The sequence below is a fragment of the Janthinobacterium sp. SUN206 genome, from assembly GCF_030587305.1.
GTDB classification, from domain to species: domain Bacteria; phylum Pseudomonadota; class Gammaproteobacteria; order Burkholderiales; family Burkholderiaceae_D; genus Janthinobacterium; species Janthinobacterium kumbetense.
In genome coordinates, this window is the sequence record NZ_JAPWIB010000001.1 from 1,462,414 (window position 1) to 1,476,314 (window position 13,901).

13 protein-coding genes are annotated in these 13,901 nt (G+C 58.9%); 5 read left to right on the forward strand and 8 right to left on the reverse strand.

Going from position 1 to position 13,901, the window contains the following annotated elements:
• Nucleotides 1–181: 181 nt before the first annotated feature.
• From O3300_RS06550 to O3300_RS06560, 3 genes are all read right to left on the reverse strand, one after another.
• Nucleotides 182–1,285, reverse strand: coding sequence for a DUF262 domain-containing protein (locus tag O3300_RS06550; RefSeq protein ID WP_305052495.1), 1,104 nt, complete (start codon nt 1,283–1,285; stop codon nt 182–184).
• On the reverse strand, nt 1,285–1,905 hold the full coding sequence (locus O3300_RS06555) for a hypothetical protein (RefSeq protein ID WP_289914271.1): 621 nt from the start codon (nt 1,903–1,905) through the stop codon (nt 1,285–1,287). Before O3300_RS06555 ends, O3300_RS06550 begins: the two co-directional genes overlap by 1 nt.
• Nucleotides 1,906–2,413: 508 nt before the next feature.
• Nucleotides 2,414–2,851, reverse strand: a complete 438-nt coding sequence (locus O3300_RS06560) for a helix-turn-helix domain-containing protein (RefSeq protein WP_305052496.1) — start codon at nt 2,849–2,851, stop codon at nt 2,414–2,416.
• A gap of 80 nt (nt 2,852–2,931) precedes the next feature.
• Here O3300_RS06560 and O3300_RS06565 point away from each other — a divergent pair, with 80 nt between their 5' ends.
• The 5 genes from O3300_RS06565 (at nt 2,932) to O3300_RS06590 (ending at nt 10,156) form a co-directional block, all read left to right on the forward strand.
• Nucleotides 2,932–3,135 carry a CopG family transcriptional regulator gene (locus O3300_RS06565; protein ID WP_305052497.1) on the forward strand — a complete coding sequence of 68 codons (204 nt, stop codon included), beginning with the start codon at nt 2,932–2,934 and terminating at the stop codon, nt 3,133–3,135.
• Between the two features lie 10 nt (nt 3,136–3,145).
• Nucleotides 3,146–3,349, forward strand: coding sequence for a hypothetical protein (locus tag O3300_RS06570; RefSeq protein WP_099667451.1), 204 nt, complete (start codon nt 3,146–3,148; stop codon nt 3,347–3,349).
• 222 nt (nt 3,350–3,571) lie between these two features.
• Nucleotides 3,572–3,778 (forward strand): ogr/Delta-like zinc finger family protein, encoded by a 207-nt coding sequence (locus O3300_RS06580; protein ID WP_099667449.1) that lies wholly within the window; start codon nt 3,572–3,574, stop codon nt 3,776–3,778.
• A gap of 397 nt (nt 3,779–4,175) precedes the next feature.
• Nucleotides 4,176–4,787 (forward strand): hypothetical protein, encoded by a 612-nt coding sequence (locus O3300_RS06585; RefSeq protein WP_099667448.1) that lies wholly within the window; start codon nt 4,176–4,178, stop codon nt 4,785–4,787.
• 326 nt (nt 4,788–5,113) lie between these two features.
• Nucleotides 5,114–10,156: a diguanylate cyclase domain-containing protein gene (locus tag O3300_RS06590; RefSeq protein ID WP_305052498.1), complete on the forward strand. Its 5,043-nt coding sequence runs from the start codon at nt 5,114–5,116 to the stop codon at nt 10,154–10,156.
• A 44-nt stretch (nt 10,157–10,200) separates the two neighbouring features.
• Here the strand turns inward: O3300_RS06590 and O3300_RS06595 are convergent, their stop codons facing one another.
• The 5 genes from O3300_RS06595 to O3300_RS06615 form a co-directional block, all read right to left on the reverse strand.
• A complete protein-coding gene (locus O3300_RS06595; protein WP_305052499.1) occupies nt 10,201–11,700 on the reverse strand; it encodes a nucleobase:cation symporter-2 family protein in 1,500 nt (499 codons plus the stop codon).
• A 573-nt stretch (nt 11,701–12,273) separates the two neighbouring features.
• On the reverse strand, nt 12,274–12,438 hold the full coding sequence (locus tag O3300_RS06600; protein ID WP_180278751.1) for a hypothetical protein: 165 nt from the start codon (nt 12,436–12,438) through the stop codon (nt 12,274–12,276).
• A gap of 155 nt (nt 12,439–12,593) precedes the next feature.
• Nucleotides 12,594–12,920 carry a hypothetical protein gene (locus tag O3300_RS06605; RefSeq protein ID WP_305052500.1) on the reverse strand — a complete coding sequence of 109 codons (327 nt, stop codon included), beginning with the start codon at nt 12,918–12,920 and terminating at the stop codon, nt 12,594–12,596.
• On the reverse strand, nt 12,917–13,414 hold the full coding sequence (locus tag O3300_RS06610) for a glycoside hydrolase family 19 protein (protein WP_305052501.1): 498 nt from the start codon (nt 13,412–13,414) through the stop codon (nt 12,917–12,919). Before O3300_RS06610 ends, O3300_RS06605 begins: the two co-directional genes overlap by 4 nt.
• 14 nt (nt 13,415–13,428) lie before the next feature.
• Nucleotides 13,429–13,857 (reverse strand): hypothetical protein, encoded by a 429-nt coding sequence (locus tag O3300_RS06615; RefSeq protein ID WP_099667445.1) that lies wholly within the window; start codon nt 13,855–13,857, stop codon nt 13,429–13,431.
• Between the last annotated feature and the right edge of the window lie 44 nt (nt 13,858–13,901).

Consider the following 13,901-nt stretch of genomic DNA (forward strand, 5'->3'; position numbering starts at 1 on the left):
TATTAATAAATCGATCTGATGCCCACAGCTGCCAAGGATCAGTGTTTTAATAAAATATGGCCACGGCTTCCAGAATAAAAACCAATGCCTAATCAAATCCCAATCCCAACCCCAATCCCAGCAACCATAGTAAATAAATCTCTATAATATAAATACATAGTAAACATCAATTAAAATACAATCAAACCAATTCCAGCGCTTCATTAATTATATCTTCAACTGCGTCATTACGGTCCATACGCTGTCGCTTATTATTTACAGCTTCTCGTGCTGCTAGCGCGTAATCGTCTGGAGGTGTTTCCAGGAATGTCTTTAGAGCCGTTGACAATGATCGCAGCTTAACTTTACTAATACCATCGATGCTTTCGAAGTTTCTTACCAGTGCAATCAATAGAGTAAAAGCATTCGACTTTGAATACCAAGGCGAAGACTCCGGCAATTTCAAATCAGAAATAATTTTTGCGGCCCAATTAAGCTTATTCACCACCTCATCTTTATTTGGATACTCATCAGCATAATTGAATAAATTTGGTTGAAGCTGTTCATTCCTATTATAGAAATCGCTTTCTATAGTTGAAATTAAATTTAGAGTATAGGCCAGATGCACCTGACGTTGAATCTCGTAAACAGAAAAAATTGGCCCCTCGACAATAAACTTAATAAATTTATCGGCCTTTACCAAGTTCCCCCACTTAATAAAATTCTTTGAGATATTCGGGTCACTCTTATAGAGATCCGGATCAATATTTTTATCACTAGAGCCATCTTCTAAATCGCGTAGTTCTCCACACATCATTTTTGCTACCAACATATACTCTGAAGATGCATATTCAGAAGAAATTTTTTCTATCTGAGAAAGAGCATAAAAAGTCCGATTTAGGCGTTGAAAAATTTCTTTAATTTTCGGATCATTTTGTGGCAGATCCAGGTCAATAATTGCAATTTCAAATTTCAGAAAATCTTCTTTTTCCGTTTGAGTAAGATCAGAATATTTCCTTTCATCAACCTCAAACTTATCCGCCAGATATTCTACGATTGTATTCATACGTTGTTGACCATCCACAATACAACTAGTGGATTTCATCGTAACAACATCCAGAGTTCCACGAGACAGGAAAATCTCAGGAAATGGGAAACCCAATAAAATAGTTTTAATGAAATCAACTTTATGGGCCAACCTCCAAACCAATTTCCTTTGAAAGTGCGGCGATAAAATAATAGTCCCGGCTTTGATATCCGATGCCATGTCTACCAAATCTCTCGATCTTACTTTATACTTACTCATTATTTCCTTTCGATATATTTAGAATAAACTGGCATCAATTTTTTCTCAAAAAATATTTGCGAAAAGTAAATTGCACAGTTAATAGATTTAAAATTTCCTCGATACTTATTTGTAAGCCGTCGAAAAAATTCTTCCCATTCAATTTGCTTCTTGCAAATAGGCATCAAATCTGGACGAAAATACCCTTTGGCCAATCCTTGAAAAAATAATTCCTGAACGTTATCGCAATATCTCCTATCAGGGAAATTTGTATTATTCAGATATCCATTAGTTGCAATGAGTGATGCTTCAGAGTATTCCTGGAAAACTCCAGCATCAACTATTGCCAAATCCAAATCAGACGAACTAGGGTCAAAGTCAGTATGCTTGTATAGGCTATGTCCTGTTTGAGCCGATCCAGAAATGCAAAGTGATTTAAATGGAACTCCAAATTTAGCAGAAACAGCATCAAAAATTGAGAAAATTGGATCATTCGCCACTTCAGAAATCGGTGACGGACGATAGAAAAATATTCTCCTTACAATTTGCTCATCAGACTCACCGAGTCCCTGCGCATGACTAATTGCCTTATCAAGAGAACTTTTTTTAATCGTCAGCGCAATACCTTCAAGTCCCTTCACCAAACTCTCCCTTTTCCCGGTTTTACCCAAAAAGAAATCAATTAATCCCTACCTGAATACCTTACCCATTACAGAAAAACTCAAAAAAAATCACCAGAAATATATTCAGAAAATAACAATACAAAAAGTGAGTGACTTACAAACAAAATTATAAATATCTAACGAACCAAAATACCACTTAAGCCATCAATGAAATCTATCAAGAAGCCGCTAAGATGGTTGCAACTTATTTCCACTCCCTACAATCCAAGTGGGAAAAACATTAGAAGCATTAGAAATACATTCACATCTGATACCTTCTGCCGTTTCGATAACGATGCCAACTGTAAAAGCTTTCCCATCGTAATAGCAGGAATTTCGGCTGAATCCTGTTACCGCCGTGGCCATGACTTCGCGTTTGCACAGCGACCAACTGCAAGCAAAAGCAAACATTAAAAATGCTGCAATTATCAATTGAGTACCCCACCTCAGAGGTAGAAAGCATCTCTTCCGCCACAATTTCCGCTGGTTATTTCTTTTTACTTCCAACGTTAATTGTTTGGGGAGCCACTATATCCCCATGCACTTGCTGACCTACTTCACCATGAATGATTGTCTTAACATGAGGTTTTCCACCAGCGGTGGCTGAGTCATATGGTGTCTCGACTATTCCCTCCACAACCCCGAGAACCCTTGCTTTCGCACGAATATCTAGTTTGCGATAGCCAGTCAACAGTTCATGCTCGTCCGCAGGTAACGCAGAGAGCGCATGTTCTCCAGTCAGCAAATACAAAACGTCTACCCCAGCTGCAGCAACGGCCGCCAAATAGTCAGAATCAGGCGTACGGGAGCCATTTTCATAGTTGAACTGGGCACCCTTTTTTACTCCGCCTAGGGCAGCAAACTCGTCCTGATTAAGGCCGAGGCGCTTCCGTTCTTCCTTGAGACGATCAAAAAAATACTTCATTTGAGTACAAATACCTTTCCAAATCACTCAAATGAGTGATATATTTACGCCATTCCGTAGCGATTACACATCATAACATTATGAAAAACGTATCCAATGCCGGGCGCACTGCCAAGGGCGTCACGACTAAGCCTCTTGGCGTTCGTCTGACGCCTGATGAGGTGGACGAAGTCGAGAACTACGCAAAGGAACATGAGCGCTCCCGTGCCTGGTTTCTACGTTTCCTGATCCTGCGCGGCCTCGCCGATTACAAGCGCGAACTCGCATCCAAACCCACCCACTAAGGACCACGTCATGTTCCCCGATGCAAAACGTATCCGCAGCCACCGCGTCATGCTGCGCCTGGACGATTACGAGCACCAGCTTGTTTCCTCGATCGCCAACTACCAGGGCGAAGAGCTTGCGGTGCTGGTGCGCCAGATCGTGATGCGTGAAGCCTTGGCCGTGATCGCCTTGGATGACGCCACCATCGACAGCGTACAGCGCCGCAGCGTTTAAACCGAGTCACTTTTGAGCAACTCTAAAGTTACGTAAAATACCAGACCATCAAATTACCCTCAATGACGAAGAGCGCGCGGTTCTGGAACTCGTGCGCCAGCGCCAGGGGCTGGCAAGTATCGATCAGGCGGCCGAATGGCTCGTCAAGTCGCGCTTACGCATACAGTCGAAAAACATGACAGGTCGCGGTCGCGCCCTGTACCAAGTGGAAAGAAAGCTGAAATGAGAGTCATCGGCCTGCCCTGCCCGCATTGCGAAAACACCGTCCGCGCCGTCAAAAGCCGCACGATGTCCGCCATGTTCAAGGAAATCACCTACATGTGCCAGAACCCCGAATGCGGGCACTCCTTCGTGGCAGGCCTGGAAGTACTGCGCACCCTCTCGCTGTCCGCCATGCCCAAGCCGGATATCCGTCAGATACCGTCTTGAACGGCAAGTCCTTTTGTCAAATAGTGCGTGTCAAAAGCCCCGCCTTTTTACCGGTGGCTGGCCACAACGGCGGAAAATAAACGGTGCTGCGCACCAACGAGGCTCGTACACAAGAGGCTAGCGCCACGCGCAGGCAACGAGGCGGACGACATCCGATAGCGTCATGAAAATATTGTTGCGTGTCGCAAACGTTCAAGACCTGCTTAAGCAACCAAACGATACTACCTCCATCTGATGCCAACCGAGGGAGTCTGATGAATACCGCTGCCATGTCCGCCTTGCGCGATATTGCTTATTTATTAATAAATGAAAATTTTCGGTGCAGTATCTGTAGCCCTCGATGAGGTATGGAGCCCCAGCGCAACATAGGGAAAATCACACTCACTCATGGATTCATATGTCAATTCGTAAATTTCACCGCCTGTCGGCATGCGTCCTGGCGGCCTATATATTGCTGCATATTGTCAATCACCTGATGGCCATTGCCGGCGCCCATGCGCACATCGCCTTCATGGAGGCGACACGGCCACTCTATCGAAATGCCGTCGTCGAGTCGGTGTTGTTGGCGTGCGTGCTGTTTCAATGTGGCAGCGGAATATGGATGGTGCTGCGGGGATGGAAAAAACGCTGCGGGTTCGTAGCGTGGCTGCAGGCCGGCTCAGGGATCTATCTGGCCCTGTTCCTGCTTTTTCATGTCGGCGCGGTCCTGTTTGGCCGCGCCGCGCTCAAGCTCGACACCAATTTTTACTATGCCGCAGCCGGTTTTGTGCTGATGCCATATGAATTGTTGTTTGCACCGTATTATTTCTTCGCAGTGTATGCGCTATTCACGCACCTGGGCTGTGCCGCATATTGGCAAGTCGAAGCGCACTCGCCAATGGTGCGCAGGCTCGCCATCGGCGTTCCGGCAGGAGTCGGCCTGGTGGTCGCCCTGCTGATCAACCTGGCGCTAGCTGGCATGCTCCACCCGCTCGACATTCCCGCGAAATACCTGACTATTTACCGGTAAGCGGGGCGCGAGCACGCTGAGTCAGAGCACGCATGAAAAAAGGAAGCCGCACCGTTTGCTTGTGCGAATTAGCCTGCACATTCTTTTTCCGATGGCGTACAAAGTGCGCCATCATGCTCATTATCCAGTTTCCAGGTTGCGCTGGTGCCACATCCCCTCATCGCTCCCCCTCAGTGCCTGCCCCCGCTGACGTTTTTACAACAGCCCCCATCACCCCGCGCCCTCCCCCGCAACTCCCTACTGATATAATACTAGCAATCAACTAGTACTCCGAGATGTGCGCCTCAAGGCTCCCGCAACCGTCTGTGTACCGCTAAGCCCTGCCCATGCGCCCCCTTTTCGACCACGAGATCATCAAACAGCTGCACAGCGGTACGCGCTCGCGGGTTTATCGCGCCCGGGCCGCCGATGGCACTGCGCTGATCGTCAAGATGCCGAATCAGCCGTTCCCCTCCTTTCAGCAACTGGCACAATTCAAGCGCGAGTATGCGATTGCTCGCCGCTGCCGCCATCCGGGCGTGGCGCATCCGCTGGCGCTGCAGCTGCACGGCGGGCGCTGGACGATGATCCTGGAAGATACCGGCGGCCTGGCGCTCGACCAGGTGTTGCGCGCGCAGGTGGCGGCGCGCAGGACGCCGTCGCAGCCCGCATTGGCGCTGGACGATTTTTTCGACATCGCGCTGCAACTGTGCGCGGCGCTGGACGAGGTCCATCGTCAGGGCGTGATCCACAAGGACGTCAATCCTTCCAATCTGGTGTGGAATGCCGAACGACGCCTGCTGCAGCTGATCGATTTCGGCATCGCCTGTGAACTGCCCTGCGAAAGCCATGGCATCGTCAATCTCCAGACCCTGGAAGGCACGCTGCGCTACATGGCGCCGGAGCAGACGGGGCGCATGAACCGGCGGGTCGATTGGCGCGCCGATTTCTATGCGCTCGGCGCCACCTTGTACGAAATGCTGACCGGCCAGACGCCGTTCGAGACGGGCGACGAGATGGAACTCGTGCATTGCCATATTGCGCGCAGTCCGGACTGGTCGCACCCGGTGCTGGCCAGCCTGCCTGGCCAGCTGCTGCCGATCATCCAGCGGCTGCTGGAAAAAAATGCCGATCAGCGCTACCAGAGCCTGCAAGGCTTGCGCAGCGACCTCGAAGCCTGCCGCGCGAACAAGCCAGCGCAGGCGCTCAAGCTGTCCGACCACGACGGCCGCTTCCTCGTTCCACAAACGCTGCACGGGCGTGAGGATGCCATCGCCACGCTGCTGGCGGCGTTTGAGCGCAGTGCCGCCGGCACATGCGAGATGCTGCTGGTGGCCGGCCATTCGGGTATCGGCAAGTCGGCGGTCGTCAACGAAGTGCAAAAGCCCATCATCGCCCGGCGCGGCCGCTTCCTGTCCGGCAAATTTGACCAGCTCCAGCGCGACGTGCCGTATGCCTCGCTGATCCAGGCCTTCCAGGGGCTGGTGCGCCAGTTGCTGGACCAGCCGGAAGAAACGCTGCGGCAATGGTCCGAAAAACTGCACGAAGCCCTGGGCAGCGGCGTGGGCGTGATCGTCGAGCTGATTCCCCAGCTGGCCTTGATCGTCGGCCCCACCGACCCGCTGCCCGCGTCGGCGCCGGCACAGGCCCAGCTGCGCCTGGATCGACTCTTCCCCCGCTTCGTCGAAGTCTTCGCCTGCGCCGGACATCCGCTGGTGCTGTTTCTCGACGACCTGCAATGGGCCGATGCGGCCACGCTGCGGATGATCGAGCTGCTGATGGTCTCCTGCGACAAGAGCTGCATGCTGTTCATCGGCGCGTACCGCGATAATGAAGTGGGCCCCGCGCATCCGCTCAGCGCGCTGCGCGACAAGCTGCTCGCCCGTGACGTGCGCCAGTCGACGCTGTTACTGAGCGCGCTGACCGAGCCGCAGGTGGCGCAAATGGTCTCGGCCACCGTGCGCGTGGCGGCGCCTTACTGCGCGCCACTGACCAGCATTTGCTACCGCAAGACGGCCGGCAATCCCTTCTTCCTCAACCAGTTCCTCGCCGCGCTCAACGAGGCGGGCCACCTGCGCTACCGGCCCGCCGACGATTGCTGGGACTGGGACCTGCCTGCGATAGAACAGGCCGGATACGCCGACAACGTGGTCGAGGTGCTGCTGGAGAAAATCCGCCGCCTGCCCGGCGTGACGCAGCACCTGCTGCAACTGGCTGCCTCCAGCGGCAACCGCTTCACGCTCGACACGCTCACCCTGGCAGTGGACCGCGCTCCCCGGCAAACGCAGCAAGACCTGTGGCCGGCGCTCAGGGCAGGCTTGATCCAGCCGCTCGACGAACGCTACAAATACGTCAATGGCGACACCGTCGCGGGCAACAGCGGCGTCAGTTACCGCTTCCTGCACGACCGGGTGCAGCAGGCAGCCTACCTGGTCGCCGATGCCGGTGCGCGCGCGGCCAACCATCTTCTCATCGGCCGCCTGCTCCTGCGGCATACGCCGCCGGAGCGCCAGGACGAGACGCTGTTCGACATCGTCGAGCAGCTCAACGCCGGCCGCGCGCTGATCGACGAAGCGGGCGAGCGCGTGCATCTGGCGACGCTCAATCTCCAGGCCGGCGTCAAGGCGCGGCGCTCCGCCGCGTTCCAGTCGACCCTGGAGCACATGCGCATCGGTCTCGACCTGCTGCCGGCGGACGCATGGAACACCCACGCCGGCCTCTGGCTCGAGCTGCAGCTGGGCGCCGCCGAAGCGGCCTACCTGTGCGGCCAGTTCGATGCCGCCGAGGCGATCTATCCACTGGTGCGCGCCCGTGCCTTGAGCCCCTTGCAGCAGGTACGCTGCATTGCCATCCAGGCGCACCAGTATCAGTTGCAGGGCCGCCTGCTCGACGCCATCGCCGTGCAGCGCGACGGCCTGGCACAGCTGGACATCGACATTCCGCACGATGTGGCGCACATGAAGGCGCGCTTCGCCGACATTCTCGCCGACATCGGGCGGCAGCCCGGCGCGCATGCGCCCGAGACCTTGCTGGCGGCCGCCGACATGTGCGAGCCGGACGCGGTGGCCGCGATGCAGATGATGCAGGGCCTGTGGATGGCCAGCTACTACGCCGGCCAGCAGGATCTCAGCGCGCTGATGGTGGTGTCGATGACGCGCCTGTCCATGCAGCGGGGGAACAGCGATTTCAGCGCTGTCGCGTATGTCGGCTACGCGATGATGCTGGCGCTGTACAGCGGCGACATCGCGCGCGGCTACCACTTCGGCGCGATGGCGATGGCGCTGGCCAGGCGCCGCGCCAACCTGCAGACGCGCACGCTCACGGGGCTGATGTTCGGCGCGCTCAGCAACCACTGGACGCAGCCGCTGCGCAGTTCCGACGCCCTGTACGAGGAAGCGTTTGGCTGGGCGCTGGAAATCGCCGATTTCGTGCAGGTCGGCGTGGTGGCCGCCGTGCGCGCCACCGACCGGATCATCCTCGGTGACTACCTGCCGCACCTGATGCACGACATCGAGCACGACCTGGCGCTGATGCGCGCCAACGGCCAGCAGGCGATGGCCGATTGCTGCGTCGCCGCCGCGGTCCAGCCGATCAAGTGCCTGACGGGCCTCTTGCCGCGCCATGACAGCTACGACGATGCGGTGTTCAGCGAGGCAGGCTTCCTCGCACGGTATGGCGACTCGCACCTGTACCGCGCCTACTTCTTGCAAGGCAAAATCCGCAACGCCTACCTGTTCGACAACGCCGATGCCGAACAGCTGGCCGGCCAGCTCGGCATCGTCACGCAGATCATGCGCGGCCAGGCCAAAGTGGCCGAGTGCAGCTTCTACGCCGCGCTGATCCTGATCCGCGCCTTGCGGCGCGCTCCCGCGCGCGCCGATGCGGGCGATCTGTGCGCCGTGATCGGCACGCTGCAAGCGAGTCTCGCCGAGTGGGCCAGGCAAGGCTCGGACAACAGCGCGGCCAAGCACCTGCTGGTGATGGCCGAGATGGCACGCTACCGGGACGATCTGCAGCTGGCCACGCGCCTTTACCAGCAGGCGATCGACGCGGCTGGCCTGGCAGGCTACGTCAACATGCAAGCGCTGGGCAATGAACTGTGCGGCGAATGCTGGTGCGACCAGGGGCAGCCGCGCGTGGCAGCCGTCTTCATCGGGGACGCCATCGCGCATTATGGCCAGTGGGGCGCGGAGGGCAAAGTGGCGCAGCTGCGGGAGCGCCATGCCGCGCTGCTGTCAAGAATGGATGGCCGCGGCACGCAGCGGCATTCCGTCTCCCACACGCACGGCAGTTCCGCGCTCGACCTGGTGTCGCTGCTGAAGGCGGCACAAATCCTGTCGAACGAAGTCGGCCTGCGCAACGTGCTGACACGCCTCATTGCCATCGTGTGCGAAAACGCCGGCGGGCAGGTAGCGCGCCTGCTGCTGCTGTCCGAAGGCAGCTACCAGCTGGAGGCCAATATCGATGGCGATGGCGTCACCGTCCTGCAGGCGCGCCCGCTCGACCTGAACGCCGCCAGCGACCCGCAATTCCCGCTGTCGCTGCTGCGCTACGTCATCCGCACTGGCGCGGAGGTGATCGAAGACTGCATCACGGGCGCCTCGCGCTTTGCCGCCGACCCGTACGTGCAGCTGCACCTGCCGCGCGCCGTCATGTGCCTGCCGATCCGGCACGGCGGCCGGATCGACGGCATCCTGTACTTCGAGAACCGGCTGGCCGACGCCTCGTTTACGGAGGAACGCGTCGCATTCCTGCGCATGCTTGGCGCGCAGGCGATGATCTCGATCTCCAGCGCCAGACTGCATGACAGCCTGGAACGGCGCGTTGCCGAACGCACCGGGCAACTGGAAGACGCCAACCGCAAGCTGGCGACCCTGTCCATCACCGACGGCCTGACGGGCCTGTCGAACCGGCGCCATTTCGACGACGTGCTGCGCACCGAATGCGCGCGTGCCACGCGCGTCGGCCAGCCGCTTGCCGTCGTCATGCTCGATGTCGACTACTTCAAGCTCTTTAACGACCGCCACGGCCACCAGGCCGGTGACGCATGCCTGATCCGGGTCGCGCAGGCGCTGGCGGCCGGCATGCGGCGCGCAGGCGACCTGACGGCGCGTTACGGCGGCGAAGAGTTTTCGATCGTGTTGCCGAACACGGGCGCGGACGAAGCGCGCCAGATCGGCGAAGCGCTGCGGCGCGCCATCGAAGACCTGGGCATCGTCCACGCGAGTACGGAAGCGCAGCAGGTGACGATCAGCGTCGGCATCGCGGTCCAGTCGGCGCCGGGCGCCGCCGATCCTGACGCCCTGTTGCGGCTGGCCGATGCCGCGCTGTACCAGGCCAAGGATGCGGGGCGCAATTGCGTGGTGCTGAGGATTCTGCCGCCTGGCTGACCCGCATGCGGCACCCGCCCTTTTTTCACGGCGCTGACGGCGCTTCACTCGCTGCCATGGGTGTGCTCGCGCGCCTGCTCCCGCGCCTGTTCCTGCGATGCCAAGCCGTTGAAGAACAGATTGAGCAGCACGGCGACGATGGCGGCCAGCAATATGCCGCTGTGCAGCAGCGGTGACAGGGCCTTCGGCATGTGCTGCGCGTACTGTTCCGCCACCAGCGGCAGCATGCCGAAGCCGATAGACAGGGCCACGATGAACAGGTTGTTGCGGTTGCTCTTGTAATCGACGCCGGCCAGGATGCGGATGCCGGTGGCGGCGACCATGCCGAACATCACCAGCCCTGCCCCGCCCAGCACGAACGCCGGCACGGCTTCGGCCGTCTGCGCGATCTTCGGAATCACGCCCATGACGAGCAGGATAAGGCCGGCCGCTACGCAGACCCAGCGGCTGCGCACGCCCGTCACGCCCACCAGGCCCACGTTTTGCGAAAACGAGGTGTAGGGAAAGGTATTGAAGATGCCGCCGATCAGGGTGCCCAGGCCATCGACGCGCAAGCCGCGGCTGATGTCGTCCTGCGTGATGCGCTTGTCCGTCATCTCTCCCAGCGCCAGAAACATGCCCAAGGACTCAATCATGACGACGATCATCACCAGGCTCATGGTAACGATGGCGACCACGTCGAAGGTCGGCATGCCGAACTGGAACGGCGTGACGATGGCAAAGGCCTTGGCGCCGGCCACCTTGGCGAAATCGGCCTTGCCCAGCGCAAACGACAGGGCCGTGCCGGCGATGATGCCGATCAATACTGCGATATTCGACAGGAAACCGCGGCCATATTTGGCCACCAGCAAGATGACGGCCAGCACGAAGAAGGCGATGCCCATGTTATCCAGCGCCCCGTAGCCGGGATTGGCGATCAGGGGCGCGGGACCGGCTGGCGCGGGCAAGCCGGCCGCCGTGGCGGCAGCGGCCATCTTGAGGAAGGCGGGATCGGCGATTTGCGCCATGGCGGGCGGCCCGCCCATGGCCCAGTTCACGCCCACACGCATCAGCGACACGCCGATCACGGCGATGATGCTGCCGGTGACCACGGGTGGAAACAGAGTCAGCAGGCGGCTGATGAAGGGAGCGATCAGCATGGAAACGACGCCGGCGCCGATCACGGCGCCAAAGATGCCCGTGATGCCCAGGGCGGGATTGTTCGCCATGGCCAGCATGGGACTGACTGCGGCAAAGGTCACGCCCATCATGACGGGCAGGCGGATGCCGAAGTACTTGCCAATTCCCAGGGACTGGATCAGGGTGACGAGGCCGCAGCAGAACAGGTCGGCACTGATCAATGCCGCCACCTGCTCGGGCGGCAGCTTGAGGGCGCGGCCGACGATCAGCGGCACGGCGATGGCGCCCGCATACATGACGAGCACGTGCTGCAAGCCCAGCGTAAACAGTTTGCCGGTCGGCAGGATTTCATCGACGGGCGATGGCGCGGCAGGCACGGTGCCGGGCACGCTGCGATGGATGGATTTCAGACGGGGAGTGGCCATTTACGCTCCATTTCCTGGGTTACCGCGGCCCGGATGGACGCAGGTGAAAGGGAAAAGCAAGAGAGAAACGGGACGACAGGAAGACACTGGCGGCGGATGAGGCATACGAAGCTCCTTGGATGGGACGACCAAGGTATGCCATGCACGCATCGTGCCAGCACCGATTGTATACATGAATCGTGCCGAAAATCGCCAGAGATCAGGCAATTTAACAACAGATGCACCGTTTTCTCGCATACCGCCCCGCGCCTGCACCAGAAGGCGGCACAAGGCGGCGGGGCTAGCAGGCCGCTGATGGCGGATGGCTGGAGTTGGAGTTGGAGTTGGAGTTGGAGTTGGAGTTGGAGTTGGAGTTGGAGTTGGAGTTGGCGTTGAGAACTGGAGTCTGAAACTGGAACCTGGCGACTGGTGCTGAGAGCCTATCCCAGTAGATGCATACATCCCCTGCTGGCGCCTCTCGGAAGCGAAGACTGCATTGATCGTCGTCGCGTGGCTCGCCACGCGCCCCCCTCACGTATTGTCCACGCTCCTGATGCGCTGCCAGCAGAAGACGCGTCCTACCGGAATAGGCGCTTAGCCACCAGAGCAGGCATCAAGCAGCGTTTCCAGCTGGCGCACATGGGCGGCACGCAATTGCTCGCGCGCCAGCAAGGCTTGCACTTGCTCGAAGATGCCGTGGGATGGCACCGCCGGCAAGGCGGGAGCGGCAGGACGCGTGGCGATGCATGGCACGCTCACCGGCCAAGTTTCCCCCTTTGATGCCGGCGCCCATGCCGCACAGCCAGTCAATAAACTCACCAGCAACAGCGCGGCGGCGCACTCGGCACTCCGCCCCCCTGCCTTCCTCCCGGCCCGCCACCCCGCACTCCACCCCGCACTCGCACGCGGCGGCCTCATGGCATTTCGCCGGCGATCAGCGCCTCGGCGGCACGACAGGCGTCACCTTCGGGCTGCAGCGCCAGGATGCGCGCCGCTGCCGCTTGCGCATCTGCCTGCCCGGCCTGCGCCGTGGCCAGAGCCTGCCGCACCCGCGCCGACCGGCGTGCGCCCTCTGCCCGCATCGCATTCAGCGCCTGGGTCTGGCGCCGCAACAGGCCCTGCACCTCCTGCACTTGCGCCGTGCACGCGGCGCGACTGGCTTCGCGGCCCCAGCGCTGGGCGCAAAACACGGCTGCCCCCAGCAACAGCAGCATGGCCATAATGCTCAACGACGGCTTCATGCCAGCACCTTGCGCGCTGCTGCATACAAGGCCAGACGTTCGGCCAGGCCGTTCACGCCGCCGTTGATGCGGCGCGTCACCCTTTCCTGGTCGCCCGCGTCGGCCAGGCGGTTCAAGCCGCGCGATTGCCAGAACCAGCCCGCCGAGCGACACGCGAACATCGTTTCCTCCAGCAACTGCGGCGCCGCAAGCAAGTCCAGGCCCAGCGACACGCCGCACGCCGCATAATTGGCGCGCCCCGTCACCTGCAGCAAGCCGCGCCCCTTGAAGCGCACGCCGTCGCCGGCAATCACATTGCCCAGATCCGCCCTCCCCTCATAAGCCGCGCCGCTGGCCAGCTCGCGCACATAGCGCAGCTGGCCCGATTCGTGACCCACCTGTGCCAGGAACGCTGCCTGGCGCAGCGGCGTATCAATACCGAATTCTGCCATCGCCGCATTCAAGGGCGCCAGGAACAGCATAGCGCGGCGGCCGGCCAACGGCATGATCTGCATCAATTGGGCGCCTGTCACAGCATGCCCCGCACATCCTTGACGGTGGCGGCCGCATCGGCCGCCAGTTCGCCGATATCCTTGCCGCGCCGCTTGTCGAACCAGCGCACGCAGGCGCCCAGCACCCACCAGGCGGGCAAGCCGGCCGCCACCATCAGCGGCGCGGCGATGAACAAAAACCCCGTGGCCGGATCGCCGCCATACAGGCCCGCCACGGTCTTCGCGCTGTCGAACAGGCTGGGCCACCACGACAGCACGGCGGCCACGAGCACGGGACCGAGAAAGGTGGAAATGATGATGCTGGAACAAAAACGAATGAATGCCTCCTTGGTGGACTGGGGCCACATGAACATGAAGCCCAGCGACGTGGCGGCGGCGCCGGCCAGCACGGGCACGCCAAACAGTTTGATCAATGCGCCGCCGGCGGCGGTGGTTTCGAGGGCCATGATTGCCTTTCAGGTGGTGGAAATGAAAAAACCCGCCGAAGCGG

What these genes read in the sequence shown, in the direction of transcription:
- O3300_RS06550 (WP_305052495.1), bottom strand. Translation starts at nt 1,285, where the DNA reads ATGAGTAAGTATAAAGTAAGATCGAGAGATTTGGTAGACATGGCATCG.
- O3300_RS06560 (WP_305052496.1), bottom strand. Translation starts at nt 2,851, where the DNA reads ATGAAGTATTTTTTTGATCGTCTCAAGGAAGAACGGAAGCGCCTCGGC.
- O3300_RS06565 (WP_305052497.1), top strand. Translation starts at nt 2,932, where the DNA reads ATGAAAAACGTATCCAATGCCGGGCGCACTGCCAAGGGCGTCACGACT.
- O3300_RS06570 (WP_099667451.1), top strand. Translation starts at nt 3,146, where the DNA reads ATGTTCCCCGATGCAAAACGTATCCGCAGCCACCGCGTCATGCTGCGC.
- O3300_RS06580 (WP_099667449.1), top strand. Translation starts at nt 3,572, where the DNA reads ATGAGAGTCATCGGCCTGCCCTGCCCGCATTGCGAAAACACCGTCCGC.
- O3300_RS06585 (WP_099667448.1), top strand. Translation starts at nt 4,176, where the DNA reads ATGTCAATTCGTAAATTTCACCGCCTGTCGGCATGCGTCCTGGCGGCC.
- O3300_RS06590 (WP_305052498.1), top strand. Translation starts at nt 5,114, where the DNA reads ATGCGCCCCCTTTTCGACCACGAGATCATCAAACAGCTGCACAGCGGT.
- O3300_RS06595 (WP_305052499.1), bottom strand. Translation starts at nt 11,700, where the DNA reads ATGGCCACTCCCCGTCTGAAATCCATCCATCGCAGCGTGCCCGGCACC.
- O3300_RS06605 (WP_305052500.1), bottom strand. Translation starts at nt 12,920, where the DNA reads ATGAAGCCGTCGTTGAGCATTATGGCCATGCTGCTGTTGCTGGGGGCA.
- O3300_RS06610 (WP_305052501.1), bottom strand. Translation starts at nt 13,414, where the DNA reads ATGCAGATCATGCCGTTGGCCGGCCGCCGCGCTATGCTGTTCCTGGCG.
- O3300_RS06615 (WP_099667445.1), bottom strand. Translation starts at nt 13,857, where the DNA reads ATGGCCCTCGAAACCACCGCCGCCGGCGGCGCATTGATCAAACTGTTT.